The organism is Streptomyces thermoviolaceus, assembly GCF_045209695.1.
Classification (GTDB): Bacteria; Actinomycetota; Actinomycetes; order Streptomycetales; family Streptomycetaceae; genus Streptomyces; species Streptomyces thermoviolaceus.
On sequence record NZ_CP109280.1, the window covers coordinates 1,999,673 to 2,025,563 of the forward strand.

Here is a 25,891-nt window from a genome sequence, read left to right on the forward strand (position 1 = left end):
GAACCAGGCATGACTCTCCTTTCTCCTGCCCCTTCTCCCCCACCGCCGCAGCGCTCGGAGGAGCTGCGCCGGCGGTTCGCCGAGGAGGCGCGGTCCGAGCGGCCGGACGTGTCCGCGCTGTGCCTGCTGGTGGCCGCGGCGGCCGACGGCACGCTGGACGAGGCCGGCATGGACGCCGTGCAGGTGGAGCTGGACGATCTGGCCGGGCGGCTGCCGTACCGGCCGGGCGGGCCGCGCGCCTGGGCGCAGGCGCTGTGCGAGCTGCTCGGCGAGCGCTGCGGGTTCCACGGCTGCGGCGCCGACTACCAGCGGCTGCAGTCCTCGCTGCTGCACGAGGTGGTCAGACGGCGGCGCGGGCTGCCGATCCTGCTGTCGGTGGTGTGGATGGAGGTGGCGCGCCGGGCCGGTGCACCGGTGTACGGGGTGGCGCTGCCGGGTCACTTCGTGGTCGGGTTCGGCGCGCCCGAGGAGCAGGTGCTGGCCGATCCGTTCGACGGGGGCCGGGTGCTGACCGGGGCGGACGCCGAGCTGCTGGTGGTCGGGGCGACGGGGGCGCCGCTGCACCCGTCGATGCTGACGCCGGCGGCGCCGCTGGACGTGGTGCTGCGGATCCTGAACAACATCCGGGCGTGGGCGGCGGCGCGGCCCGAGCGGTCGGACGTGGCGCTGTGGGCGGTGGAGCTGTCGCTGCTGCTGCCGTCGCATCCGGCGCGGCTGCGCTACGAACGCGCCCAGCTGCTGGTGCAGCGCGGCGACTTCATCGGCGGGGCACGGGAGTTGGAGGCGTACGCGGACGTCGTCGCCGTGGTCGACGAGCCGACGGCCGAGCGGGTGCGAGGGCAGGCGGTGGCCGCCCGCGCGATGCTCAACTGAGCCCCAAGGCCGGGCGATCCGCTACAGCCAGCCCTTCTCGCGGGCGATGCGCACCGCCTCCGTCCGGTTGCGCACCGCGAGCTTCTGGATCGCCGTGGACAGGTAGTTGCGGACGGTGCCCTGGGACAGGTGCAGGGCCTTGGCGAGCTCGGCGTTGGTACGGCCGTCGGCGGCGGCGCGCAGCACCTGGCGTTCGCGTTCGGTGAGCGGGTTGGCGCCCTCGGCGAGGGCGGCCGCGGCGAGCGTGGGGTCGATGACGCGCTCCCCGGCGAGCACCTTGCGCACCGCCTCGGCGAGCTGGGCCGCGGGCGCGTCCTTGACCAGGAAGGCGTCGGCGCCGGCCTCCATGGCGCTGCGCAGATAGCCGGGCCGGCCGAAGGTGGTCAGCACGACCAGTTTCACCTCCGGCAGCTCCCGGTGGAGCAGGGCGGCCGCCTCGATCCCGGTGCACCCGGGCATCTCGATGTCGAGCAGGGCCACGTCGACGTCGTGGGCGCGGGCGGCCTCCAGCACCTCGTCGCCGCGCCCCACCTGGGCGACGACCTCGATGTCCTCCTCCAGCCCGAGCAGGGCGGCCAGTGCCTCACGGACCATCGACTGGTCCTCGGCGAGGAGGACCTTGATCGTGCTGCTCATGCCGGGGATCCTACGTGTCCGCCCCGCCCAGCGGTACGCGGGCGACCAGCCGGAATCCGCGCTTGACGCGGCCCGCCTCGAGCACGCCGCCGACCGTGCGCAGGCGTTCGTGCAGGCCGGTCAGGCCGTTGCCGGGGTCCTTGCCGGAGCCGCCCGAGCCGTTGTCCGTCACGCTCAGCTCGAGCAGGGGGCCTTCCAGGGTCTGCCGGCGCAGCACCTCGACGGTGCAGCGGTCGGCGCCGCTGTGCCGGATGATGTTGGTGACGGCCTCGCGCAGCGCCCAGGCGAGCGCGGACTCCTTCTCCGCGGACACCCCGTCGGTCGGCAGCTCGTCGGGCAGGTCGGCATGGACCCCGGCGGCGGTCAGGGCGAGCCGGGCGCCGGCGAGTTCCGCACCGAGCCGGGGCCGCCGGTAGCCGGTGACGGCCTCGCGCACGTCGACGAGGGCCTGGCGGCTGACCCGTTCGATGTCGGCGACCTGCTGGGCCGCCTTCTCCGGCTGCCCGGGCAGCATGCGGCCGGCCAGCTCGCTCTTGAGCGTGATCAGGGACAGCGAGTGGCCAAGCAGGTCGTGCAGGTCGCGGGCCAGGCGCAGGCGTTCCTCGTTGGCGGCGAGCTGGGCGACGGTGGCGCGGGCCTCGCGCAGCTCGATCGTGGTGCGCACCAGCTGCCGCACACCGGTCATGGCGAAGCCGACGAGCAGCACCACCAGCAGCATGTAGGACGCCACGGCCTCGTCGCCGCCCGCGAGCCCGGTGGCCACCATCGCCGCGGTGGTCAGCGGGATCGTCCAGTACGCGGTCCGCGCGGGGAAGGTGGCGCCGCAGGCGACGGAGACGTAGACGAACAGGCCGATCCACGCCGTGCCCAGGGTCAGGTTGAGCACGACGGCCAGCGCGCCCAGCACGGTGACGCCGCAGGCGACCACCGGCCCGGGGAACGGGCGGCCCATGTTCCGGTACACCAGGGCGAGATAGGTGGCGGTGAAGCACGCCAGTCCCGCCCAGCCGGCGGCCGTCCCGGCGGCCGTGTGACGGCCGGAGCACAGGTCGTTCACCGGCGAGCCGAGGAAGACCAGCCAGGGCAGGATCCACATCAGCTTGCGCCGGACGTCGGCCCGGTTGCGCGACGGCCGCCCCACGGGCACCTGCGGCTCGGGGACGACGGTCTCGTGGGGCTGCGCGTCGTGCGTCGTCACGCTCACGCCTTCAGCGTGTCCTTTCGATACAGCCAGGCCGCGCCGCCCGTGAACACGGCGAAGAAGACGACGAGGAGCACGACGTCCTTCGCCTGCGGGGCCCGGCCCTGTTCGATGGCCTGTCCGAGAGCAGCGTACGCGTGCGTCGGCAGCCAGGAAGCGATGTGCCGCAGCCACCGCGGGAAGGTGGTGGCGGGCATCCACAGACCGCCGAGCAGCGACAGGCCGAAGTAGACGAGCATCGTGATCGGGCGGACGGCGTCCCCGGTGGCGAGGTAGCCAAGGGCGACCCCGAGCGCGGCGAACACCAGGCTGCCGGCCCAGATCACCGCGGTGAGGGCGAGCCACTGCCAGGCGGCGAGCCGGACGTGTTCGACGGCGGCGGCCACCGCGAACACCACGACGATGGACGGCAGGCTCACCACGGCAGCGCTCGCGGTCTTGGCGAGGACGTATCCGTGACCCGGCAGCGCGGTCAGCCGCAGCTGGCGCACCCAGCCGTTCTCCCGCTCCCTGGCGATGCGTTCGCTGTTGCCGACGAGCACGGCGGTCAGCGCGCCGAAGGAGGCCATGGAGACCATCATGTACCTCGCCACGGTCGGACCGCCGCTGCCGTCGATCCGTGCCCCGGCACCGTACTGCGCGACCACGAGCAGAAACAGCAGGGACGGGTACAGCACCGACAAGAACAGGAACTTGCGGTTGCGCAGGGTGCGGGCGAGTTCCAGCTTGATCAGGCTGCGGGAGGCGAGGGCGTTCACCACTGCCGGGCCTCCTCCTCCGCCTCGGTGAGGGCGACGAACGCCTGCTCCAGTCCGAGCCCGGCGACCTCGAGGTTGCGGGGGTAGAGGCCGAGCCCGTACAGGGCGTGCACGGTGGCGTCGGCGTCGGACGACCGGATGCGCACGGTCTGTCCGTGCACGTCGAGCGTGGTGAGGAACGGCAGCGCGCGCAGGGCGGCCTCGTCGATGTCGCCGTCCAGGGCGAAGCTGATGCGGCGGACGCCGGCCTTGGCCTTGATCTCGGCGGCGGTGCCGTCGGCGAGCAGCCTGCCCCGGTGCAGCACCAGCACCCGGTCGGCCACGGCGTCGGCCTCTTCCAGGTAGTGGGTGGCGAACAGCACGGTGCGCCCCTGCTCGGCCTGTTCGCGCAGGGTGGCCCAGAACGCCCGGCGGGTGGTGACGTCCATGCCGGTGGTCGGCTCGTCCAGGACGATCAGGTCGCTGTCGCCCGCGGTGGCCAGCGCGAACCGCACCCGCTGGGCCTGGCCGCCGGAGAGGTCGTCGACCTTGCGGTCGGCGATCCCGGTCAGCCCGGCCCGGAGCAGCACCTCGTCCACCGGATACCGCCTCGGGTGCAGGTCGCAGGCGAGCCGCACCAGTTCGGCGACGGTGACGCCCTCCATCAGGCCGCCGCTCTGCAGCATGGCGCCGACCCGGCCGGCCACGATCGCCTCGCGCGGTGAGGTGCCGAAGAGGGTGACCGTTCCGCTGTCGGGGCGCTTGAGCCCGAGCAGCAGATCGAGGGTGGTCGACTTGCCCGCTCCGTTCGGGCCGAGCAGCGCCACGGTCTCGCCCGGGTGGAGGTCGAGATCGAGGGCGTCCACCGCCTTCACCGCCCCGTAGGTCTTGGTCACCCTCTCGAACGCCACCACCGCGCCCGCCGGGGCGTGCGCGGTGGTGGCCGAGGACGCATCCGTCGTCGTGCCTGCCGTTGTCATGGCCCCATGCTGTCCGCCGGGGCGGGACGGACGGCAGTGCCGTGCGTCCCGAGTGCCGTATGACAGATGTCATGCGGCCCGGGTGACGGACGGCCTCAGCTGGGGTTGGTGTCGATGACGGCGACCCGGTCGGTCTTGCTCATCAGGGCCGGGCGCATGGCGCTGATGACGTCCTGGACGGTGACGGGCGTCTTCTGCCCCGTGCCGCGGGTGATCAGCACGCCGTCGAAGGTGCCGCCGTACAGCTCCTTGAGCACCGTCTCGTCGTAGGAGTCCACCAGCTTGCCGTTCACCGCCTTGACCCGCAGGAACTTCCACAGCGACTTCTCCGGGCTGAACACCACGGAGTGCGCCGGGTCGGTCATGACGGTGATCTTGTCGGACATCGCCGGCTCGGCGAACTCCTTCATCATCCGGTCGACCTCGGCGTCGGAGACCGTCGGCCGGCGCGTGGTGGTGGGCACCTGGACGGTGGCGGGGGTGCCGGTGGCCACCTGGGTGCGGTACGCCTCCTCGATCGCCTGCACCGAGCGCTCCGGGTCGATGCCCTTGCCCGTCTTGCCGTACACGGGCACGGCCTTGCCCGGCTCGAACGTGATGGTGCCGTCGGACGCCGTCCCGGCGTCGCCCGCGACGGTGTTCAGGGCGGCCCGCAGCTTCTCCTCGTCCACGGGGATCCGCGGCTCGACCACCCGGTGGTTGCCGAACAGCGAGCCGATCACCGAGACGGGGTTGTAGTCGCTGGTGGCGGCCGCGCTGACCGTGGCCTGGGTGTCGAACTGCAGCCCGGCCTGGTCCGGGGTGAGAGTCACCGTCTTGCCGTCCACGGACAGCTTCATCGGCTCGTTGACCCGCTTGCCGAAGGCCTCGTCCAGCTTCTTCACCGCCTCGTCGCGGGTGCCGCCGCCGATGTCGACGCCCAGCACGGTGGTGCCCTTGGGCACGTCGGAGTGGTTCATCAGCAGCCCGGCGCCGTAGGCGACGGCGGCCACGACGACCACGCCGCCGGCGAGCAGCACCAGCTTGCTGCGGCCCTTCTTCTTGGCCGGCGTGCCGGACTGCGCGGCGGAGGGCTGTGGGGGTGTCGGCGCCGGCGGCTTCGCGCCGGGCTGGATGACGGGGATGCCGCTGGTGACGGTGTCCCCGGAGACGTTCTGCGGCCGGGGAGCGGTCGCCGCACCGCCGGGCGCGGGGGCCTGCCGCTGCGGGGTGAGGACCGCGGTGTCGTCGCTGAACCCGCCGTCGGGGCGCGGGGCGCCCGCACCGGCCGGAGCCCCCGGGGAGGCGAACGCGCCGTCACCGGTGACCGGTCCGCCGGTGGGACCGGCGGGGCCCTGCGGGCCTCCGCCCGGCCGCTCGCCGCCGAGGGTGTGGTCGCGTGCCCCGTCCGGGCCGGTGCCGGAGGCGTACGGCGGGTCGTCCCGACGCGGCTCGGCACTGCCGCCGGGACGGGAGCCGGCCAGGGCCTCGGTCACGTCGAAGGAGCCGGTGCCGCCGCCGTGGCCGGGGGCGACGGGGCCGCCGGTGGCGCCGGGCAGCCCGCCGCCCTTGCCGCCGGTGCGGGCGGCTCCGGGGACGTTCATGGAGCCGACGACGCCGCCGGGGCGCCGGCCGGCACCCGGCGCGGCCGTGTCGCCGGACACGGGACCGCCGGACGCCCCGGGGCCCGCGGCGGGCTCGCCCGGCCCGCCGGCGGAGGCGCCGGGGCCGCCCTGACCGCTCTTCTTGACCGGGGGCTTGCGGGGCTGGAACCAGTCGCTGGTCGTCTTCTCCGCCGGACGCTTGGCCGGTTCGGCGTCGCCCTGCGTCGCACGGCCGCCGCCCTGGCCGCCGGGCGTGCGCGCCTGACGGCTGTGGTCCGCCGCGCCCCGGGTGCCGGCGTCCGCGGAGCCGGCCCGCTCGTGCGCCGCCCTGCCCGCGCCGGACGCACCGGACGTCTTGTCCGCGCCGGCCCGCTCGCCCCGCACGGCCCCGCCGGCACCGTCCGTGTCGCCGCCGGACTCGGCGACGGGTTTGCGCACGACCACCGGCGGAATCGGCCGCGACCCAGGGATGTTGATCTTGACGCGGGTCGTCAGCGTGGTCTCGGTCTTGCGTTCCTCCGGCTGCGCGGCACCGCTGCCCGCGCCCGCGCCGTCGCCGGACCCCGACGGGACACCGTAGGGCGGGGTCCCCGACGGGTAGGCGGCTCCTCCACGCCCGCTGGGCCCGGAGGACGGAGTGTCAGTTTCACGACTCAAGGCAGGTTCTCCCGGTTGGCTCCGCCGCCCGTTACGACCTCACAGTACGTGGGAGTCCCCCGGCACGAGCGCAGTGGAGTGCTTGGGGGAGGCTCGGCGGCGCGCACCACCATACTGGCCGCTTCCAGCCTGTTTCCCTGGGCCGTTGGGCAAACCCACACCGGACCCGCACGGGTGCGAAGGGAAGAAGCGGTACGTCACTCGCCAAGTCGGGCGTCAGGGGCGTCCGGTTGCCTCACCCGGCCGAAAGTGGCGCAGACCACAGCGACGGCCATCCCTCCGAGCAGGAAGAGGTAGGATCCGGCGCCCGCCGCGAAGAGGAAGTCGCCCTCCGGGCGGCTGGCGGTGAGCAGCAGCACGGCGATCAGCCAGCCGGCCGCGCCCGCGACCGCGCCGCCCCGGCTGCGCAGCGCCTGCGTCCCGCCCAGGAACAGCCCGGCGGCGCCCGCGAGGGCCAGCAGCAGACCGCCGGGGAACCACGCGGCCTGCACCAGCGCCCCGGCCGCGCCGACCACCGCACCGAGCACGAACAGCCCCAGATACGCGGCCGCCCGGCCGGGCGACGGCGGCTTCAGCGGCTGCACCGGCAGCGGGCCCTGCGGCGGCGGGGACGCGGGACGCCGCTGAGGTCCGCGTCCCGCCGACGTCATGACGCCTCCTCGAGGCCGGCGAACAGATCGGTCAGGGTGCCCGTCCCGGCCGCGCTGCCGTCCCCGTCGCGCACCAGCTCGTAGTACTCGGTGGTGAACAGCGGCTGGGCGAGTTCGTTGGACAGCGCGAAGCAGGACCCGGCCACCTCGATCTGGGTGGCGTGCGCGCGCATCGCGGCGGCCTTGGCGGCAGCCGTCCGGGCGTCGCCCTCGATCCGGGCGGTGATCCGCTCGTCGGGCACCACCCCGGGGACGTCGTCCACCTCGGCGGACGTGTCGAAGGGCAGGTCCGGCAGGTCCGCGCGCAGCTGCGCGAAGGCGGCCTCGGCGACGGAGCGCGGCACCCGGTTCCAGAAGACGCGGGCGATCTGCCAGGGCGCTCCCAGGTCGGGCCGCACGGCCGGGTCGGCGGCCAGCTGCACGGCACGCATGGCGACGCGGTGCGCCTTGATGTGGTCGGGGTGGCCGTAGCCGCCGTTGTCGTCGTAGGTCACCAGCACCTGGGGGCGCACCTCGCGGACGACCGCGACGAGATGCTCGGCGGCCTCGTCGAGACCGGCCTGCCACAGGCAGTCGGGGTCCTCGTTGTCGGGCAGCCCCATCATCCCGGAGTCCCGGTAGCGCCCGGCGCCGCCGAGCAGCCGCACGTCGGTGACCCCCAGCTCGGCCATGGCCGCGTCCAGTTCCTGCCTGCGGTGGGTGCCCAGCGCCTGACCGGTCAGATGCCGCAGCTCGGGCGGGATCACCTCGCCCCGCTCCCCGAGCGTGCAGGTGACCAGGGTCACCAGCGCGCCTTCGGCCGCGTACCGGGCCATGGTCACGCCGTTGTTGATGGACTCGTCGTCGGGGTGCGCGTGCACCAGCAGCAGACGCCGAGCAGGCAGTTCGGTCATGGGTACCAGCGTACGAGGCCCGCCGCCGGCGTCCGCGCGCCCCGGTGACGGACACCGGAGCGCGTCGGCGCGACGACGGCGCCACGCAGGGACGTTCGCCGGCAGTCGCGGACGGGCCGACCGGTCCTCGACCGGTTCCACCCGTGCGCGGCCGCGACATGACGGCACCGGGGCTCGTCGACCGTGCGCGCGACGAACCCCCGGGCCGGCGAACCGCCTGCGGACACAGGCGCGTTGACCGGGCACCGGTGCGGGCGGACCGGAGCCGTACCGGAAGCGGCCGCGGAAGAACCGTTGACGACGCCGGCACGGCACGCGTGGACAGGCAGACGGACGCGCCCCGCCGGGCCGGACACCGCGGAGGATGCCGGCCCGGCGGGCGGCGGCACGGTCTTCAGCTCTGGTCCGTCCTGCGGCGCGGGGAGGCGCTCAGAACTTGAGGCTGCCGATCATCCCCGCGATGTTCGTGGTGAGTTGGCTGATCGTGGGCGCGACCGTGGAGGAGGCGAGATAGAAGCCGAGTAGCATGCACACGAGCGCGTGACCGGCTTTCAAGCCGGACTTCTTGATCAGCAGAAAAACGATGATCGCCAGCAGCACCACCGCCGAAATCGAGAGTGCCACGGCGGCTCACCTCCAAAGATCCCAGGGACGCGGGGGGTTAGGGGGGGTCGGGGTCTTGGTCGGACGGACTGGGAGCAGAAAGATCTGCACAACGGGCAGTGCGTTCATACCCACTATGCGCTAGTGATCATAACTATCCGCATGCGCGCGCAGGCCCGCGCACGGCCGCACAAGGGGGCGCATGGCCAATATGGTCGGGGCATGACGACCGAGCCCCTCTCCTTCCCCCGACGGCACGCCCGCACCCAGCGTTTCACCCTCGGCGCGCCCCGGGCGTTCACCGTCGCTCCCGACGCCTCCCGCGTCGTGTTCCTGCGCTCCGGCTCCGGCACGGACCGGGCGAACGCGCTGTGGTCCCTGGACCTTCGCGATCGCACCGAGCACCTCGCCGCGGACCCGCGGACCCTGCTCGGCGGCGCCGCGGAGGACCTCTCCCCCGAGGAGCGCGCCCGCCGTGAGCGCAGCCGCGAGGGCGGCGCCGGCATCGTCGGCTACGCCACCGACGCAGCCGTCGAATTGGCCGCCTTCTCCCTGTCCGGGCGGCTTTTCACCGCCGAGCTGCGTGCCGGCACCACCCGTGAACTGCCCGTTCCGGGGCCGGTGATCGACCCGCGGCCCTCCCCGGACGGGCGGCACATCGCCTACGTGGCGGGCAGCACCCTGCGCGTGGTGGGCGCCGAGGGCGAGGGCGACCGGGCGCTCGCCGAGCCCGAGGAGCCGTCCGTGACGTACGGCGTCGCGGAGTTCATCGCGGCCGAGGAGATGAACCGTTCGCGCGGCTTCTGGTGGGCGCCGGAGTCGGACCGGCTGTTGGTGGCGCGGGTGGACGATACACCGGTGGGGCAGTGGTGGATCTCCGATCCCGCCCACCCGGAACGTGACCCGGTTCACATGCGCTACCCGGCCGCGGGCACCGCCAATGCTTCCGTACAGCTGTTCGTCATCGGCCTGGACGGGCGGCGCACCGAGGTCGTCTGGGACCGGGAAAACTACCCCTATCTCGCGCGAGTGTGCTGGTCAGAGGAGGTTTCCCCGCTCCTCCTGGTCCAGGCGCGTCACCAGCGCCGGCAGCTGTACCTGGCCGTGGATCCGGACACCGGGGCGACCCGGACGGTGCACGCGGACGAAGATCCAATTTGGCTGGAACTTTTCCCCGGTGTTCCCTGCTGGAGCCCGTCCGGAGAGCTGGTGCGGATCGCGGACGAGGGCGGCGCTCGAGTCCTGATGGTCGGTGAACGGCCGTGGACGGGACCGGAGTTGCATGTGCGAGCGGTGCTCGACGTGGCGGACGGCGATGTGCTCGTGTCCGCCTCGGCGGGGGCCGGGGCGGCGGACGCGGAGATCGGCGAGGTCCACGTCTACCGGGTCGGTGCAGGGGGCGTCGAGCGGGTGAGCCGGGAGCCCGGTGTGCACTCCGCGGTGCGTGCCGGGGACGTGACCGTCCTGGTGTCCGCCACGCCGGACCGGCCGGGCACGCAGGTGCGGGTGCTGGAGGGCGGCACGCCCACGGCCTCGATCGCCGGCCGGGCGGAGGATCCGGGGCTGACCCCACGCGTGACCCTGACCCAGGGGGGCGCACGCCGAATTCCGTGCGCCGTGCTTATGCCTTCGGACTACCCCGATGACACCTCCCGCCGGCTGCCCGTGCTCCTCGACCCCTACGGCGGCCCGCACGGGGCCCGCGTCGTCGCCGCGCACAACGCCCACCTGACCTCCCAGTGGTTCGCCGATCAGGGCTTCGCGGTGGTCGTCGCCGACGGCCGCGGCACCCCCGGCCGCTCCCCCGCCTGGGAGAAGGCGATCCACCACGACTTCACCGCCACCCTGGACGACCAGATCGAGGCGCTGCACGACCTCGCCACGCGGTATCCGCTCGACCTGGACCGGGTGGCCATCCGCGGCTGGTCCTACGGCGGCTACCTGGCCGCCCTGGCGGTGCTGCGCCGCCCGGACGTCTTCCACGCGGGCATCGCGGGCGCCCCGGTCACCGACTGGCGCCTGTACGACACCCACTACACCGAGCGGTACCTCGGCGACCCGGCCGCGCACCCGGAGACGTACGCGCGCAACTCCCTGGTCACCGACGAGGGTCTGTCCGCGCCCGCCGAGCCGCACCGGCCGCTGATGATCGTGCACGGTCTCGCCGACGACAACGTGGTGGTCGCCCACGCCCTCAGGCTGTCCTCCGCCCTGCTCGCCGCCGGCCGCCCGCACGAGGTGCTGCCGCTGTCCGGGGTCACCCACATGACCCCGCAGGAGCAGGTCGCGGAGAATCTGCTGCTGCTCCAGGTCGATTTCCTCCGGCGGTCCCTGGGGCTGACCGGGCAGTCCTGAGGGCCGGGGCGGCGGGGGTCGGGCGCGGACGTGTGCCGTCCACGACGCGGGCCGCCGTACCGGAAGACGGGCCGCGGTACGCGGGACGGGCCGCTGTACAGGAAACGGGGTGCCGTATCGGGGCCGGCCGCCGTACATGGGACGGGCCGGGGCGGCATGGCAACCCCCGGCCCGTCCACGGCACCCGCACGGCCGTACGACGTCCAGCGTGACCCGCGTCCGTGTCGGTGCCGTTTCCGTGACGTTGCCCGCGCGTCAACGAGCCGGTGGCACAGATCATGGGGCGCTCGCCGCGCCGTGGCCGTCCGGCTCCCGGCGCGGGACCGGCCCCGGTGGCGGCTCGCGTTCCGCGGCGAAGTGGCAGGCGGAGTCGTGGGCGGCCGGGCCGCCCTCGGACCGGAACGCCTCGGGCACCGCCAGCACCGGCACCTCGACCGCGCAGCGCGGCCGGGCCTTGAAGCAGCGGGTGCGGAAGCGGCAGCCGGAGGGGATCGCGGCCGGGGAGGGCACGTCGCCGCTCAGCACGATCCGCTCCCGCCGCTCGCGCGCCTCGGGGTCGGGCACCGGGACCGCCGACAGCAGCGCCTGGGTGTAGGGGTGGGTGGGGTGCTCGTAGATCTCCTCGTCGGTGCCCGTCTCCACGATCCGCCCCAGGTACATCACCGCCACCCGGTCGGAGATGTGCCGGACGACCGACAGATCGTGGGCGATGAAGACGTAGGACAGCCCGAACTCCGCCTGGAGCCGCTCCATCAGGTTGATCACCTGTGCCTGCACCGACACGTCCAGCGCGGAGACCGGCTCGTCCGCGACGATGATCTCCGGGCGCAGGGCCAGCCCGCGGGCGATGCCGATGCGCTGCCGCTGACCGCCGGAGAACTGGTGCGGGTAGCGGTTGACGTACTCCGGGTTCAGGCCGACGACGTCCAGCAGTTCCTTCACCCGGCGGCGTCGGTCGCCCTTCGGGGCCACCTCGGGGTGGATGTCGAAGGGCTCGCCGACGATGTCGCCGACCGTCATCCTCGGGTTGAGCGAGGTGTACGGGTCCTGGAACACCATCTGGATGTTGCGGCGCACGGCCTTCAGGGCGCGCCCGGACAGCCGGGTGATGTCCTCGCCCCGGTAGCGGATCCGTCCCGCCGTGGGCCGCTCCAGGCTGCACAGCAGCCGCGCGACGGTGGACTTGCCGCAGCCGGACTCGCCGACGATGCCCAGCGTCTCGCCCCGGCGCAGCACGAAGTCCACGCCGTCGACGGCCTTCACCGCGCCGGTCTGCTTCCTGAACAGCACGCCCCGGGTGAGCGGATAGTGCTTGACCAACCCGCTGACCTCGAGGATCGGCTCCGGGGCCTGTGGGGAGGGCCGGTTCACGGGTTCAGGCACCGGTGCTCCCCTCCAGGCACTCCCGCCAGAAGTGGCAGGCGCTGCCCCGCGTCGGCGAGACCTCGTACAGCGGGGGGACGTCCGTGCGGCACACGTCCCTGGCGATCGGGCAGCGCGGGTGGAAGGCGCAGCCGGGCGGGATGTGCAGCAGGCTGGGCGGCAGGCCCCTGATCGCGTACAGTTCGCGGCCCTTGCGGTCCAGGCGCGGCACGGAGTCCAGCAGCCCCCGCGTGTACGGGTGGGCCGGACGCTTGTACAGCTCGTGCACCGGCGCCTGCTCCACGATGCGGCCCGCGTACATCACCGCGATCCGGTCCGCGACGTCGGCGACGACGCCCAGGTCGTGGGTGATGAGGATCAGACCCATGCCGTACTCGCGGCGCAGGTCCGCCAGCAGGTCCATCACCTGCGCCTGCACGGTCACGTCCAGGGCCGTGGTCGGCTCGTCGGCGATGATCAGGTCCGGCTCCAGGGCCAGCGCCATCGCGATCATGATGCGCTGGCGCATACCGCCGGAGAACTGGTGCGGGAAGTCCCGTACCCGCTGTGCGGCGGCCGGGATCCTCACCCGCTCCATCAGTTCCACCGCCTTCGCCCGCGCCGCGCGGCGGCTCAGGCCCCGGTGCACGGTGAACATCTCGGCGAGCTGGTCGCCGACGGTCATCACCGGGTTGAGGGCGGACAGCGCGTCCTGGAAGATCATGGCGATGGCGGCGCCCCGGATCCGGCGCCGCTCCTGCTCCGGCAGCGTGAGCAGGTCGCGGCCCCGGAAAAGCACCTGGCCGCCGGTGACACGGCCCGGCGGGGTGTCCAGGATGCCCATCACGGCCTGCGCGGTCACGGACTTGCCGGAGCCGGACTCGCCGAGCACGGCGAGCGTCTCGCCGGCGTCGACGGCGTAGCCGACCCCGTTGACGGCGTGCGCGACGCCCTCGCGGGTGCGGAACTCCACGTGCAGGTCGCGGACTTCGAGCAGCACGGCGTGCGGTCACCTCAGCTTCGGGTCGAGAGCGTCGCGCACCGCGTCGCCGAGCATGATGAACGCCAGCACGGTGACCGCCAGGGCCCCCGCGGGCCACAGCAGCGCGTGCGGGGCGTTGCGAACGTAGGGCGAGGCGGCGGAGATCTGGATGCCCCAGGAGACGCTGGGCGGTTTCAGTCCGACGCCGAGGTAGGACAAGGTGGCCTCCAGCGCGATGAACGTGCCCAAGGCGATGGTGGCGACCACGATCACCGGGGCGACGGCGTTGGGCGCGATGTGCCGCAGCAGGATCCGGGGGCCGGAGGCGCCCAGGGCGCGGGCGGCCTGCACATAGTCGTGCTGTTTGGCGGTGACGACGGCCCCGCGGGCGATCCGGGAGATCTGCGGCCAGCCCAGCAGCACCAGGAACCCGACGACCGGCCAGACGGTGCTGCTGGTGACCACGGACAGCAGCACCAGGCCGCCGAGGACGACCGGGACGGCGAAGAAGACGTCCGTGATCCGCGACAGCAGCGCGTCCCAGAACCCGCCCACGTAGCCGGCGAGTCCGCCGAGGACCGAGCCGAGGACGGCGACTCCGGCGGTGGCGCACACCCCGACCGTGACGGAGGCGCGGGCGCCGTGCACGGTGCGGGTGTAGACGTCACAGCCCTGCCCGTCGTAGCCGAAGGGGTGGCCGGGGCTCGGTCCGTCCTGGGCGCGGGCCAGGTCGCAGTGGAGCGGGTTGCCCGGGGCGATCAGCGACGGCCACAGCGCGATGACGACCAGGAAGCAGATCACCAGGGCGGAGACGACGAAGACCGGGTTGCGGCGCAGGTCGTGCCAGGCGTCGGACCACAGGGAACGGGGCCGGCCGGCCGGTGGGCCCGCCTCCGCGGCGCCCACGGTGGCCGCCTCGGCCGCCGCGAGATCCATGGCGGCGCCGGTCCCGGTGCCGGCGATCGCGCCTTCGGGCTCCTGGGGCTGGGGCAGCGACGGCTCAGGCATAGCGGATCCTGGGGTCGAGGACGGCGTACAGCAGGTCCACGAGCAGATTGGCGATCAGGAACACCAGAACGAGCACGGTGACGAAGCCGACGACGGTCTGCGTGTTCTGCCGGAGGATGCCCTGGTACAGCTGGTAGCCGACGCCGTGGATGTTGAAGATGCGCTCGGTGACGATGGCGCCGCCCATCAGGGCGCCGACGTCGGTGCCGATGAAGGTGACCACGGGGATGAGCGAGTTGCGCAGCAGATGCCTGACCACGACCCGGCGCCGCGGCAGGCCCTTGGCGACGGCGGTGCGCACATAGTCGGCGCGCCGGTTCTCGGCGAGCGAGGTCCTGGTCAGGCGGGTGACGTAGGCCAGGGAGACGGAGGCGAGGACCAGGCCGGGCAGGATCAGCTGGTCGAGGGGGGCCTGCGGCGGCACCGACGGTCTGATCCAGCCCCAGCGCACCCCGAGCAGCAGCTGCAGCAGCAGACCGGTGACGAAGGTGGGCACGGAGATCACGACGAGGGTGGCCAGCAGCACGGCGGTGTCCACGGGCCGGCCGCGGCGCAGCCCGGTCAGCACGCCGAGCGTGACCCCGACGACGATCTCGAAGACGACCGCGACCAGGGTGAGCCGGACGGTGACGGGGAACGCCGAGGCCATCAGCTCGAGGACCGGCCGGCCGTTGAACGCGGTGCCGAAGTCGCCGGTGAAGACGTTGCTCATGTAGGTCGCGTACTGCCGCCACAGCGGCTGGTCGAGGCCGAATTCCTGTTTGAGCTGGGCGGCGGTGGCGGTGTCGCAGGCGCGTTCCCCGCACAGGCCGGCGACCGGGTCGCCCATGACGTTGACCATGACGAAGAGCAGCGCGGTGGCGCCCACGAACACCGGGATCATCTGCAGCAGGCGGCGCACGACGTACCGTCCCATGACCGCTCAGCCCACCGTGATCTCGTCGTAGACGGGCACGCTGAACGGGTTGAGGGCCACGTCGTGCAGCCGGTCGGAGTAGCCGGCGCTGCCGTTCTGGTACCACAGCGGGATGGCGGCCATCTCGTCCCGCACGACGCGTTCGGCCTGCTGGAACAGCCGGATCGCGGTGGCCTGGTCGCGGGCGGCGTTGGCCTGGTCGACCAGCCGGTCGAAGGTCGCGTTGGACCACTTGCCGTCGTTGGAGGAGGCGTCGGTGTAGTACAGCGGCTGCAGGAAGTTCTGGATGAGCGGGTAGTCCATCTGCCAGCCGGCCCGGAAGGGGCCCGTCATGCGGTGCTGGGCGATCCGGTTGCGGAAGTCGGCGAAGGTGCCCACCGGGTTGCCGACGCAGGCGTGGTCGTCGCCGAGGGCGTTGTTGATGGAGTTGCACACGGCGTCCACCCACTCCTTGTGCGAGCCGGAGTCGGCGTTGTACGTGATGCGCACCTGGCCGCCGGGCAGCCCGCCGCCCTCCTGGACGAGCCGCTTGGCCTCGGCCGGGCGGTAGGTGCAGGCCCGACCGCACAGGCCGGCCTGGTAGCCGCCGGCCGTGCCGAGGACGGGCGAGGTCCAGTCGGTGGCCGGGGTGCGGGTGCCGCGGAACAGGGTCCGGGTGATGGTCTCCCGGTCGATGGCCATGGACAGGCCGATGCGGACCTTGCGGGCGCCCTCGGTGTTCCACGCCGGGTCCCAGAACGGGAAGGCGAGAGTCTGCAGAAGGCCGGCCGGGGTGTTGATGTAGCGGCCGTCCAGGTCCTTGCGCACGTTCTTCAGCTGGGTGGCGGGGATGTCGTCGACCAGGTCGAGGTTGCCGGCCAGCACATCGGTGTAGGCGGTGTTGCTGTCGGTGTACACCAGCAGGGTGACGCCGTCGTTGCGGGCCTTGTCCGGCCCGGGGTAGGCGTCCCACTTCTTCAGGTACATCTGGGCGCCCTTGGTGTACGACTCGATCCGGTACGGGCCGTTGCCGACCGGCTTGTCCAGCCAGGCCTTGTGGTCGGTGAAGAACATCCGCGGCAGCGGGGCGAAGGCGGCGTAGCCGAGGGTGTCGGGGAAGGAGGAGAACGGCTGGCTGAGCCGGACGGTGAAGGTGCGCTCCCCGGTGACCTTCAGCCCGGAGAGGGTGTCGGCGGTCTGCGGGCCGCGGGCGGGGTGGACCTTGTCGTAGCCCTCGATGTAGCCGAAGAAGTAGGCGTTCCTCTGCTTGTTCTTCAAGCTCGCGCCGTAGTTCCAGGCGTCGACGAAGCTGCGGGCGGTGACGGGTTCGCCGTTGCTGAAGCGCCAGCCGGGCTTGACGGTGATGGTGTAGGTGCGCGCGTCGGTGGTCTCGATCTTCTCGGCGAGCATGTTCTCGGCCTTGCCGGTGCGCGGGTTGTAGCGCTTGAGCCCGCGGAAGATCATGTCGAGCACCTTGCCGCCCTGCACCTCGTTGGTGTTGGCCGGCTCCAGCGGGTTCTGCGGGTCGCCCCAGGAGGCGCTGAGCACGCTGCCGCCGGGGACGCCCGCCCCGCTGCCGCAGGCGGCCAGCGGCAGCACGGCCGCCACCGCACCGGCCGCCCACACGACGCGCGCGGGTGCACGCATGGGCGCCTCCTCGAAAGGGTGCGGTACGGACCGGCGCGCCCGGCCCGGTGTCTGACGGCATGCCAGGTACCGGCCCGGCCTGCACACATATCAGCAGACGATCCGCCGGACGCCGTCGCGCCGCACCGGGAGGCGGCCCCCGGCCTCAGCCGTTCGGACGAGCGGTCCGCTCCCCGCACCGGTGCCGGAAAACGCCGGTTCCCGGCACCCTGACAGCGGGCGCCGGGAACCGGCGGGTGGTGCGGACGACTGCTCAGGCGGCGTGCACGACGTCCTTCTCCTCGGCGAAGTGGCAAGCCGACTCGTGGGCCGCGGGCGAGTTCGTGCCCTTGAACCGCTCCGGCACGGCCAGCACCGGGACCTCCGTGGCGCACTTCTCCTGGGCCTTCCAGCAGCGGGTGCGGAAGCGGCAGCCCGAGGGCGGGTTGGCCGGGGAGGGCACGTCACCGGTGAGGATGATCCGCTCGCGGTGCTCGCGGGCCTCCGGGTCGGGGACCGGGACCGCCGACAGCAGCGCCTGGGTGTAGGGGTGCGTCGGGTGGTCGTAGATCTCCTCGTCGGTGCCGATCTCGGCCATCTGGCCCAGGTACATCACGCCCACGCGGTCGGAGATGTGCCGGACGATCGACAGGTCGTGCGCGATGAAGATGTAGGACAGGTTGAACTCGTCCTGCAGCCGCTCCATCAGGTTGACGACCTGCGCCTGCACCGACACGTCCAGCGCGGAGACCGGCTCGTCGCAGATGATGATCTCCGGGTTGAGCGCGAGACCGCGGGCGATGCCGATGCGCTGGCGCTGACCGCCGGAGAACTGGTGCGGGTAGCGGTTGATGTACTCCGGGTTCAGGCCGACGACGTCCAGCAGCTCCTGGACCCTGCGGCGCCGGTCGCCCTTCGGGGCCACCTCGGGGTGGATGTCGAAGGGCTCGCCGACGATGTCGCCGACCGTCATCCTCGGGTTGAGCGAGGTGTACGGGTCCTGGAACACCATCTGGATGTTGCGGCGCACGGCCTTCAGGGCGCGCCCGGACAGCCGGGTGATGTCCTCGCCCTTGTAGTAGATGTGGCCGGCGGTCGCCTGCTCCAGGTTCATCAGCAGCTTGGCGACGGTGGACTTGCCGCAGCCGGACTCGCCGACGATGCCGAGGGTCTCGCCCTGGTACAGGTCGAAGGAGACCCCGTCGACGGCCTTGACCGCGCCGATCTGCTTCTTGAACAGGATGCCCTGGGTCAGCGGGAAGTGCTTCTTCAGGTCCCGCACCTGCAGGATCGGCTCGCCCCGCTTGACCGGCTTCTCGATCGCGGCGACCGCCTCGTCCTCGGAGCGGGCACCGGCGCCGTCCGCCTTGGAGACGTTCACCTTGGCGACCGGCTGCTCGTCCTTCTTGCTCAGCTCAGCCATGGATCGTCTCCTTCCAGAAGTGGCACGCCGCGGCGCGGCCCGGCAGTTCGGAACCGTCGCGCTCGGTGACCGGCTCCAGCTCGGGGATCTGCGTGCGGCAGATGTCCTGGGCCTTGGGGCAGCGCGGGTTGAACGCGCAGCCGGACGGGATGCGCAGCAGGTTGGGCGGCAGGCCCTTGATCGCGTACAGCTCCTGGCCCTTCTGGTCCAGGCGCGGGATGGAGTCCAGCAGCCCCCGCGTGTAGGGGTGGGCCGGACGCTTGTACAGGTCGTGCACCGGGGCCTGCTCCACGATGCGGCCCGCGTACATCACCGCGATCTTGTCGGCGACGTCGGCGACGACGCCCAGGTCGTGGGTGATGAGGATCAGACCCATGTTGTACTCGCGCTGGAGTTCCGCGAGCAGGTCCATCACCTGTGCCTGGACGGTGACGTCCAGGGCCGTGGTCGGCTCGTCGGCGATGATCAGGTCCGGCTCCAGGGCCAGCGCCATCGCGATCATGATGCGCTGGCGCATACCGCCGGAGAACTGGTGCGGGTAGTCGTCGACGCGGGCCTTCGCGGCCGGGATCTTCACCCGGTCCATCAGCTCCACGGCCCGGGTCCTGGCCTCCTTCTTGGACAGGCCCTGGTGGACCCGGAACATCTCGCCCAGCTGGTAGCCGACGCTGAGCACCGGGTTCAGCGAGCTGAGCGCGTCCTGGAAGATCATCGAGATGCGGCGGCCGCGGATCTTGCGGCGCTCCTCGGCGGACATGGTGAGCATGTCCTGCCCGCGGAAGCGGATCTCGCCCTGCGGGATCTTCGCCGGGGGCATGTCGAGGATGCCCATGATGGCCTGCGCGGTCACGGACTTGCCGGAGCCGGACTCACCGAGCACGGCGAGCGTCTCGCCCGCGTTCACGCTGTAGTTGACGCCGTTGACGGCCTTGACGACGCCGTCGCGGGTGTGGAACTCCACGTGCAGGTCCCGCACGTCCAGCAGCGGGCCCCCGTCCTCCTCGGCCTTCCGGGGCGACGGCACGGCGGAGACTTTCTGAATGGTGGTCACGTACGCCCTCCTCAGCGCGTCTTCGGGTCGAGGGCGTTGCGGACCGCCTCACCGAGCATGATGAACGCCAGGACCGTGACGCTGAGCATGATCGACGGGTACAGCATGATCCACTGCGCCACACGGATGGAGTTGCCGCCGTCGGAGATGTCGTTGCCCCACGACACACCGTTCAGGCCGAGGCCGAGGAACGACAGCGTGGCCTCGGCACCGATGTAGACGCCGAGCGAGATGGTGGCGACGACGATCACCGGTGCGATCGCGTTCGGCATCACATGGCGGAACAGGATGCGGCCGGTTCCGGCGCCGAGCGCCTTGGCGGCCTGCACATAGTCCGTGGACTTCACGGTGATGACCGCGCCGCGCATCACACGGGCCGTCTGCGTCCAGCCGAGGAAGGCCAGCGCGGCGATGACGACCGTGATGGAGCGGTCGGTGAAGGAGTTCAGCATCACCATCGCGCCGAGCAGGAACGGGATGCCCATGAACATGTCCGTCACCCGGGACAGCACCGCGTCGACCCAGCCGCCGAAGTAGCCGGCGATCATGCCGATCACGCCGCCGAGGATGACCACCAGCACGGTGGTGCCCGCGCCGACGAGCAGCGAGGCGCGGGTGCCGTAGATGGCACGGGCGTACACGCTGCGGCCCTGGGCGTCGTAGCCGAGCCAGTCCTCCTGGAACCAGTGCCCGTAGTTCGGGTGCTGCAGGTAGTGGTTGGCCAGGTCCTTGTTGTTCGGGTCGGCGTTGGTGAACAGGCCGGGCCAGGCGGCCATCACCAGCAGCAGCAGGATCAGCACCGCGGAGACGATGAAGATCCAGTTGGTGCGCAGGTCGCGCCAGGCGTCGCCCCACAGGCTGCGGGTCTTGTCCGGCTTGGCCTCGGACGCCTCGGCCCCCGCGGCCGCGGTGGTGGCGGAGGGCACCGCCTCGTCGGCGGACTTGGTCAGCTCAGGCATAACGGATCCTCGGGTCCAGGACCGCGTAGAGCAGGTCGACGATCAGGCTGCAGACGAGGTACACGAGGACCAGGATGGTGACCAGGCCGACCAGCGTGGTGCCCTCGCGACGGGTGATCGATTCGGCGATGGTGCCGCCGACACCGTGGATGTTGAAGATGCCCTCGGTGACGATGGCGCCGCCCATCAGGGCGCCGAGGTCGGTGCCGAGGAAGGTGACGACCGGGATCAGCGAGTTGCGCAGCAGGTGCACGCCCACCACCCGGCGCCGGGGCAGGCCCTTGGCGATGGCGGTGCGCATGTAGTCGGCCCGCAGGTTCTCCGCGACCGAGGTGCGGCTGAGCCGGGCGACGTAGGCCAGCGAGGCGCTGGCGAGCACGATGGCCGGCAGCAGCAGCTGGTTGAAGCTGGTGGAGTCGGTCACCGACGGCTCGAGCCAGCCGAGGTTGATGGCGAACACCGTCTGCAGGATGTAGCCGAGCACGAAGACCGGCACCGAGATCAGCAGCAGGGTGAAGAACAGGATCACGGTGTCGGCGGCCTTGCCCGCGCGCAGGCCGGCGATCACACCGAGCACGATGCCGATGACCGCCTCGATGACGAAGGCCAGCGAGGCCAGACGCAGGGTCACCGGGAAGGCCTCGCCCAGGATCTCGGTGACCGGGCGGCCGCTGGCGATCTGCTTGCCGAAGTCGAAGTGCAGCACGATGCCCTTCATGAAGTCCCAGTACTGGACCAGAACGGGCTTGTCGAGGCCGTACTCGTGCCGCAGCGCGCGGATCACCGACGGTGTGGTGGCCTTGTCGCCGAACAGTCCGCGCACGGGGTCGCCGGGCAGGGCGTAGACCATCAGGAAGATGAGCAGGGTTGTCCCGATGAAGACCGGGATCATCTGGAGCAGTCGTCGTGCGACATAGCGCCCCATGGTGCCTCCATGTCACTCACAGCGGCAGGCCCTTTTCGCCGCGCACGAGCCGGACGTGAAGCGGGTGTCCGTGCATACGCGGCGAAAAGGGCCCCCCGGCCGATCGGCCGACGCCGTGCCGCACCCCTCCCCGGAGTGCGGCACGGCACACGCTGTCGTTGTCAGCGGTTACTTCTTGACCTCAACGCCGGTCACGATCGGGTCACCCGACTGGTCGTACTTGACGTTGGTGACCTTCTCGGAGTAGCCCGCGTTGACCTTGTAGTACCAGAGCGGGATGCTCGGCATGTACTTCGGCAGTTCCTTCTCGACCTGCTGGTACAGCTTCTCCGACTCCTCCAGCGTCTTGGCCGAGTCGGCCTTGGCGATCAGGTCGTCGATCTCCTTGCTGGAGAAGCCGCCCTGGTTGCCGTCGGCCTTCGAGCCGAACAGGTCGCGGATGAAGTTGGCGATGAACGGGTAGTCGAGCACCCAGCCGGAGCGGTACAGGGACTTCACCTGGTGCGCGTCGCGCGCGTTGGTGTCGGCCTGGAAGTCCGCCTTGGAGTCACCGGTGCACTCCACGCCGGTGGCCTTGGTGATGGAGCCGCAGACCGCCTCCACCCACTCCTTGTGGCCGCCGTCGGCGTTGTACTGGATGGAGATCTTGTTGCCCGGGACGCCGCCGCCCTCCTTGATGAGCTGCTTGGCCTTGGCCGGGTCGTACTTGGTGACGTCGCCGGCGGCGTCGGACTGGTAGCCCATGACACCCTTGGCGACCCAGCCGGTGGCGGGCTCACGGGTGCCCTGGAGCACGGTCTTGGTGATGGTGTCGCGGTCGATCGCCATCGACAGGCCCTGCAGGACCTTCGGGTCGATGTCCTTCCACTGCTTGGTGTAGAAGGCCACCGCGATGGTCTGGATCGCCGAGTACGGCTGGTCCACGGCGCGGTCGCCGAGGTCCTGCTTGTACACGGGCAGGTCACGCGGGGCGACCTGGCGCATCACGTCGAGGTTGCCGGACTTCAGGTCCTGGTAGGCGGTCTCGAGCTTGGAGTAGTTCTTGAAGATCACGCCGCCGTTCTTGGCGGGGTTCGGGCCCTTGTAGTCGTCGAACCGGGCGACCTCGATCGACTGCTTGTGGTGCCAGCTGACGAACTTGTAGGGGCCGTTGCCGATCGGGTGCTCGCCGGCGGCCGCGGGGTCCTTGTAGAAGGACTCGGGCAGCGGGTCGAAGACCTCGTAGCCCAGCTTGTAGATGAAGTACGGGATCGGCTTGGACAGCGTGATGGTGAAGGTGTTGTCGTCGATCACCTTCAGACCGGACATGGTGTCCGACTTCGGCTTGCCCTCGGCCGGAGCGACGTCGTCGTAGCCCTCGATGTCGGCGAACCAGGCGCTGTTGGTCTGCTTGTGCTCCGGGTTGGCCGCCCAGTTCCACGCCTTGACGTAAGAATTTGCGGTGACGGGGGTGCCGTCGTGGAACTTCCAGCCCGGCTTCAGCTTGACCGTGAAAGTCTTGTTGTCGTCGGTGTCGATCGACTGGGCGTTGACCATGACGATCTTGCCGTTGCTGTCGTAATCGACGAGCCCGGAGAACAGGGCCTTGATGACGATGCTTCCGTTGGACTCCATGGTGTTCGCCGGCTGCAGCGGGTTCTGCGGCTCACCCACCTCGACCGAGAACTTGCCGTTCGGGTCGATCGCGGCCTTGCTGTCCCCGCCCTTGTCGCCACCGCCACCACAGGCCGTCGCGCCCAGCGCCACAACAGCGGCTATCGCAACCCACTTGGCGCTCTTGGCACCACGCATGGGGCTCCTCCTCATGAGTCCAATGGTTCACCGCATGGAGAGACACACGACCATCACCGTCAACCGGCGCCTGAAATGGTCAGGTGTCCCCGCGCTCGTGAGTCGGCGCCGACGGCGGCGTGACCCTTTGATCCGAGCATCTACGCGCCTAACTATCTGCCATCCGAACCAGACCAAACCACACCTTCAAGGTCTCGGTTCGATCACACCTGCCGCATACTTCTTCCAAAATCCGGACAAAGGGTTTGGTGAAAGATCCCTGCGAAACGGACTTGTTACACGAGTATCGGCGCACGGTGTCCGGATAGCGGACACACGGGCGTGAATAACCGGTTGCGGAATACGGCATGGCGGCATTACCGGTACCGCAGGCCCGCGAACCGGCCGTCCACGGCACCGGACACACCGGCACGAGCGCCCGGTCGGCCGCAGATTTCGGTCACTGTAGCAACGGCCCGGCCCCGTGCAGCGGCCCCGACCCTGCCTCCGTGCCGCGTTCGTAGGGAAAACCCTCTACGGCCCTGTCACCCCTCGGCGGCCGGGTCGCCGCGGCCGGTCGAGCGGCGGGCACGTCCCCGCGTCCGGCCCGCCGCACCGCCCCCGGCGCACAGAAGCACCGACAGCGCACACCAGGCCCTCTTCTCAGCCCCCGCCGGCCCTCGCGCGCACGCGCCCCGGTGTGCGCGAGGGCCCGCCCGGCGGATGCCGGACAGGCCCTCGTACGGTGATCGCGGTGCGGTGGCGCGTCAGTTGCTGTGCTTGGCCCGGGCGGCCGCACGGGCGCGCTCCCGCTGGTCGAGCACGACCTTGCGGATGCGAACGGCCTCAGGGGTCACCTCGACGCACTCGTCGTCCCGGCAGAACTCCAGGGACTGCTCCAGCGACAGCTTGCGCGGCGGCACGATCGACTCGGCGATGTCGGCGGTCGAGGACCGCATGTTGGTGAGCTTCTTCTCCTTGGTGATGTTGACGTCCATGTCGTCGGAGCGGGAGTTCTCGCCGACGATCATGCCCTCGTACACCTCGGTGCCCGGCTCCACGAACAGCACGCCGCGCTCCTGCAGGTTCGTCATCGCGAACGCGGTGACCACACCGGCGCGGTCGGCGACCAGCGACCCGTTGTTGCGGGTCTGCAGCGGGCCCGCCCACGGCTCGAAGCCCTCGTGGATGGAGTGGGCGATGCCGGTGCCGCGGGTCTGGGTGAGGAACTCGGTGCGGAAGCCGATCAGGCCGCGGGAGGGCACGACCCACTCCATGCGCACCCAGCCGGAGCCGTGGTTGGACATGTTGTCCATCCGGCCCTTGCGCACGCCCATCAGCTGGGTGACCGCGCCCATGTGCTCCTCGGGCACGTCGATGGTCATGCGCTCCACCGGCTCGTACGTCTTGCCGTCGATCTCCTTGGTGACGACCTGCGGCTTGCCGACGGTCAGCTCGTAGCCCTCGCGGCGCATGGTCTCCACCAGGATGGCCAGCGCCAGCTCGCCGCGGCCCTGGACCTCCCAGGCGTCGGGACGGTCGGTGTCCAGCACCCGCAGGGAGACGTTGCCGATCAGCTCGCGGTCCAGGCGGTCCTTGACCTGGCGGGCGGTGACCTTGCGGTCCTTGACGGCCGCCTTCTTGTCGGCGCCCTTGCCGCTGGCGCCCTTGCCGACCAGCGGGGAGGTGTTGGTGCCGATCACCATGGAGATCGCCGGCTCGTCCACCTTGATCAGCGGCAGCGCCACCGGGTTGTCCGGGTCGGCCAGCGTCTCGCCGATCATGATGTCCGGGATGCCGGCGACGGCGCAGATGTCGCCCGGGCCGGCCTTCTCGGCGGGCTTGCGGGTGAGCGCCTCGGTCATCATCAGCTCGGAGATCCGCACGTTCTGCACGGAGCCGTCCCGCTTGATCCACGCCACGGTCTGGCCCTTGCGCAGCTCGCCCTGCTCCACGCGCAGCAGCGCGATACGGCCGAGGAAGTTGTCCGCGTCCAGGTTGGTGACGTGGGCCTGCAGCGGGGCGCCCTCGTCGTAGGTGGGGGCCGGGATGTGCTCCAGGATGGTGGAGAAGAACGGCTCCAGGCTGTCGGAGTCGGCCGGGACCGTGCCGTTTGCCGGCTTGGTCAGCGAGGCGATGCCGTCGCGGCCGCAGGCGTAGACGATGGGGAACTCGATCTGCTCCTCGTCGGCGTCCAGGTCGAGGAACAGGTCGTAGGTCTCGTCGACGACCTCGTCGATCCGGGCGTCGGGACGGTCCGTCTTGTTGATGCACAGGATGACGGGCAGCCGGGCCTGCAGCGCCTTGCGCAGCACGAACCGGGTCTGCGGCAGCGGGCCCTCGGAGGCGTCCACCAGCAGCACCACGCCGTCGACCATCGACAGACCGCGCTCGACCTCGCCGCCGAAGTCGGCGTGGCCGGGGGTGTCGATGATGTTGATGGTGATGGGCTCCCCGCCGTCCTTGGGGTGGTACTTCACCGCCGTGTTCTTGGCGAGGATCGTGATGCCCTTCTCACGCTCCAGGTCGTTGGAGTCCATGACCCGGTCGTCGACCTGGTCCAGCTGGTGCGCGGCGAAGGCGCCGGCCTGCTTCAGCATGGCGTCGACGATGGTGGTCTTGCCGTGGTCGACGTGGGCGACGATGGCGACGTTGCGGATGTCGTGGCGCGTGGCCATAGAAGGCGTACTCCCGGGGTGAGCGATCGGCTGCGCGTACGTCC

Annotated in this window: 21 protein-coding genes; 2 read left to right on the top strand and 19 right to left on the bottom strand. The window is 71.4% G+C overall.

Going from position 1 to position 25,891, the window contains the following annotated elements; genetic code table 11:
* Positions 1–9 precede the first annotated feature (9 nt).
* A complete protein-coding gene (locus OG899_RS08645) occupies positions 10–873 on the top strand; it encodes a transglutaminase-like domain-containing protein (RefSeq protein WP_125496632.1) in 864 nt (287 codons plus the stop codon).
* 21 nt (positions 874–894) lie between these two features.
* On the opposite strand, the gene OG899_RS08650 is transcribed toward OG899_RS08645, so the two are convergent.
* The 8 genes from OG899_RS08650 to OG899_RS08685 all read right to left on the bottom strand — a co-directional run bounded on the left by OG899_RS08650 (position 895) and on the right by OG899_RS08685 (position 8,834).
* The gene (locus OG899_RS08650) at positions 895–1,509 is read right to left on the bottom strand and encodes a response regulator transcription factor (RefSeq protein ID WP_125496631.1); all 615 of its coding nucleotides are present in this window, start codon (positions 1,507–1,509) and stop codon (positions 895–897) included.
* Between the two features lie 10 nt (positions 1,510–1,519).
* On the bottom strand, positions 1,520–2,713 hold the full coding sequence (locus tag OG899_RS08655; protein WP_373296700.1) for a sensor histidine kinase: 1,194 nt from the start codon (positions 2,711–2,713) through the stop codon (positions 1,520–1,522).
* The gene (locus OG899_RS08660; RefSeq protein WP_125496630.1) at positions 2,710–3,471 is read right to left on the bottom strand and encodes an ABC transporter permease; all 762 of its coding nucleotides are present in this window, start codon (positions 3,469–3,471) and stop codon (positions 2,710–2,712) included. Before OG899_RS08660 ends, OG899_RS08655 begins: the two co-directional genes overlap by 4 nt.
* Positions 3,465–4,427, bottom strand: a complete 963-nt coding sequence (locus OG899_RS08665) for an ABC transporter ATP-binding protein (protein ID WP_168131599.1) — start codon at positions 4,425–4,427, stop codon at positions 3,465–3,467. The genes OG899_RS08660 and OG899_RS08665 overlap by 7 nt, the downstream gene beginning before the upstream one ends.
* 95 nt (positions 4,428–4,522) lie before the next feature.
* Positions 4,523–6,667 (bottom strand): peptidoglycan binding domain-containing protein, encoded by a 2,145-nt coding sequence (locus tag OG899_RS08670; protein ID WP_125496628.1) that lies wholly within the window; start codon positions 6,665–6,667, stop codon positions 4,523–4,525.
* 197 nt (positions 6,668–6,864) lie between these two features.
* On the bottom strand, positions 6,865–7,317 hold the full coding sequence (locus tag OG899_RS08675; protein ID WP_125496627.1) for a DUF6113 family protein: 453 nt from the start codon (positions 7,315–7,317) through the stop codon (positions 6,865–6,867).
* Complete coding sequence (gene mshB / locus OG899_RS08680) at positions 7,314–8,210, bottom strand: N-acetyl-1-D-myo-inositol-2-amino-2-deoxy-alpha-D-glucopyranoside deacetylase (RefSeq protein WP_125496626.1); 897 nt, start codon at positions 8,208–8,210, stop codon at positions 7,314–7,316. The genes OG899_RS08675 and mshB overlap by 4 nt, the downstream gene beginning before the upstream one ends.
* A 429-nt stretch (positions 8,211–8,639) precedes the next feature.
* Positions 8,640–8,834 (bottom strand): hypothetical protein, encoded by a 195-nt coding sequence (locus OG899_RS08685; RefSeq protein ID WP_125496625.1) that lies wholly within the window; start codon positions 8,832–8,834, stop codon positions 8,640–8,642.
* A 201-nt stretch (positions 8,835–9,035) separates the two neighbouring features.
* On the opposite strand from OG899_RS08685, the gene OG899_RS08690 reads away from it, so the two are divergent.
* The gene (locus OG899_RS08690; RefSeq protein WP_251503800.1) at positions 9,036–11,168 is read left to right on the top strand and encodes a S9 family peptidase; all 2,133 of its coding nucleotides are present in this window, start codon (positions 9,036–9,038) and stop codon (positions 11,166–11,168) included.
* Between the two features lie 276 nt (positions 11,169–11,444).
* On the opposite strand, the gene OG899_RS08695 is transcribed toward OG899_RS08690, so the two are convergent.
* From OG899_RS08695 to typA, 11 genes are all read right to left on the bottom strand, one after another.
* A complete protein-coding gene (locus OG899_RS08695; protein WP_308293316.1) occupies positions 11,445–12,551 on the bottom strand; it encodes an ABC transporter ATP-binding protein in 1,107 nt (368 codons plus the stop codon).
* The gene (locus tag OG899_RS08700; RefSeq protein WP_125496618.1) at positions 12,544–13,530 is read right to left on the bottom strand and encodes an ABC transporter ATP-binding protein; all 987 of its coding nucleotides are present in this window, start codon (positions 13,528–13,530) and stop codon (positions 12,544–12,546) included. Before OG899_RS08700 ends, OG899_RS08695 begins: the two co-directional genes overlap by 8 nt.
* Before the next feature lie 9 nt (positions 13,531–13,539).
* Positions 13,540–14,520: an ABC transporter permease gene (locus tag OG899_RS08705; RefSeq protein ID WP_125496617.1), complete on the bottom strand. Its 981-nt coding sequence runs from the start codon at positions 14,518–14,520 to the stop codon at positions 13,540–13,542.
* Positions 14,513–15,436, bottom strand: a complete 924-nt coding sequence (locus OG899_RS08710) for an ABC transporter permease (protein WP_168131602.1) — start codon at positions 15,434–15,436, stop codon at positions 14,513–14,515. Before OG899_RS08710 ends, OG899_RS08705 begins: the two co-directional genes overlap by 8 nt.
* A gap of 6 nt (positions 15,437–15,442) precedes the next feature.
* Positions 15,443–17,062 (bottom strand): ABC transporter substrate-binding protein, encoded by a 1,620-nt coding sequence (locus tag OG899_RS08715; RefSeq protein ID WP_125496615.1) that lies wholly within the window; start codon positions 17,060–17,062, stop codon positions 15,443–15,445.
* A 253-nt stretch (positions 17,063–17,315) separates the two neighbouring features.
* The gene (locus tag OG899_RS08720) at positions 17,316–18,464 is read right to left on the bottom strand and encodes an ABC transporter ATP-binding protein (protein ID WP_125496614.1); all 1,149 of its coding nucleotides are present in this window, start codon (positions 18,462–18,464) and stop codon (positions 17,316–17,318) included.
* On the bottom strand, positions 18,457–19,515 hold the full coding sequence (locus OG899_RS08725; RefSeq protein ID WP_125496613.1) for an ABC transporter ATP-binding protein: 1,059 nt from the start codon (positions 19,513–19,515) through the stop codon (positions 18,457–18,459). Before OG899_RS08725 ends, OG899_RS08720 begins: the two co-directional genes overlap by 8 nt.
* 11 nt (positions 19,516–19,526) lie before the next feature.
* Entirely contained in the window at positions 19,527–20,474 is a 948-nt protein-coding gene (locus OG899_RS08730) for an ABC transporter permease (protein WP_125496612.1), read from the bottom strand.
* Positions 20,467–21,399, bottom strand: coding sequence for an ABC transporter permease (locus OG899_RS08735; protein ID WP_168131603.1), 933 nt, complete (start codon positions 21,397–21,399; stop codon positions 20,467–20,469). The genes OG899_RS08730 and OG899_RS08735 overlap by 8 nt, the downstream gene beginning before the upstream one ends.
* Positions 21,400–21,567: 168 nt before the next feature.
* Positions 21,568–23,190, bottom strand: a complete 1,623-nt coding sequence (locus OG899_RS08740; protein ID WP_125496611.1) for an ABC transporter substrate-binding protein — start codon at positions 23,188–23,190, stop codon at positions 21,568–21,570.
* Positions 23,191–23,936: 746 nt separating this feature from the next.
* Positions 23,937–25,847: a translational GTPase TypA gene (gene typA, locus OG899_RS08745; protein WP_125496610.1), complete on the bottom strand. Its 1,911-nt coding sequence runs from the start codon at positions 25,845–25,847 to the stop codon at positions 23,937–23,939.
* Between the last annotated feature and the right edge of the window lie 44 nt (positions 25,848–25,891).

Coding starts and splice junctions, on each gene's coding strand:
- OG899_RS08645 (WP_125496632.1), top strand. CDS start 10: ATGACTCTCCTTTCTCCTGCCCCTTCTCCCCCACCGCCGCAGCGCTCG.
- OG899_RS08650 (WP_125496631.1), bottom strand. CDS start 1,509: ATGAGCAGCACGATCAAGGTCCTCCTCGCCGAGGACCAGTCGATGGTC.
- OG899_RS08665 (WP_168131599.1), bottom strand. CDS start 4,427: ATGACAACGGCAGGCACGACGACGGATGCGTCCTCGGCCACCACCGCG.
- OG899_RS08675 (WP_125496627.1), bottom strand. CDS start 7,317: ATGACGTCGGCGGGACGCGGACCTCAGCGGCGTCCCGCGTCCCCGCCG.
- mshB (WP_125496626.1), bottom strand. CDS start 8,210: ATGACCGAACTGCCTGCTCGGCGTCTGCTGCTGGTGCACGCGCACCCC.
- OG899_RS08690 (WP_251503800.1), top strand. CDS start 9,036: ATGACGACCGAGCCCCTCTCCTTCCCCCGACGGCACGCCCGCACCCAG.
- OG899_RS08705 (WP_125496617.1), bottom strand. CDS start 14,520: ATGCCTGAGCCGTCGCTGCCCCAGCCCCAGGAGCCCGAAGGCGCGATC.
- OG899_RS08710 (WP_168131602.1), bottom strand. CDS start 15,436: ATGGGACGGTACGTCGTGCGCCGCCTGCTGCAGATGATCCCGGTGTTC.
- OG899_RS08715 (WP_125496615.1), bottom strand. CDS start 17,062: ATGCGTGCACCCGCGCGCGTCGTGTGGGCGGCCGGTGCGGTGGCGGCC.
- OG899_RS08720 (WP_125496614.1), bottom strand. CDS start 18,464: ATGGCTGAGCTGAGCAAGAAGGACGAGCAGCCGGTCGCCAAGGTGAAC.
- OG899_RS08730 (WP_125496612.1), bottom strand. CDS start 20,474: ATGCCTGAGCTGACCAAGTCCGCCGACGAGGCGGTGCCCTCCGCCACC.
- OG899_RS08735 (WP_168131603.1), bottom strand. CDS start 21,399: ATGGGGCGCTATGTCGCACGACGACTGCTCCAGATGATCCCGGTCTTC.
- OG899_RS08740 (WP_125496611.1), bottom strand. CDS start 23,190: ATGCGTGGTGCCAAGAGCGCCAAGTGGGTTGCGATAGCCGCTGTTGTG.
- typA (WP_125496610.1), bottom strand. CDS start 25,847: ATGGCCACGCGCCACGACATCCGCAACGTCGCCATCGTCGCCCACGTC.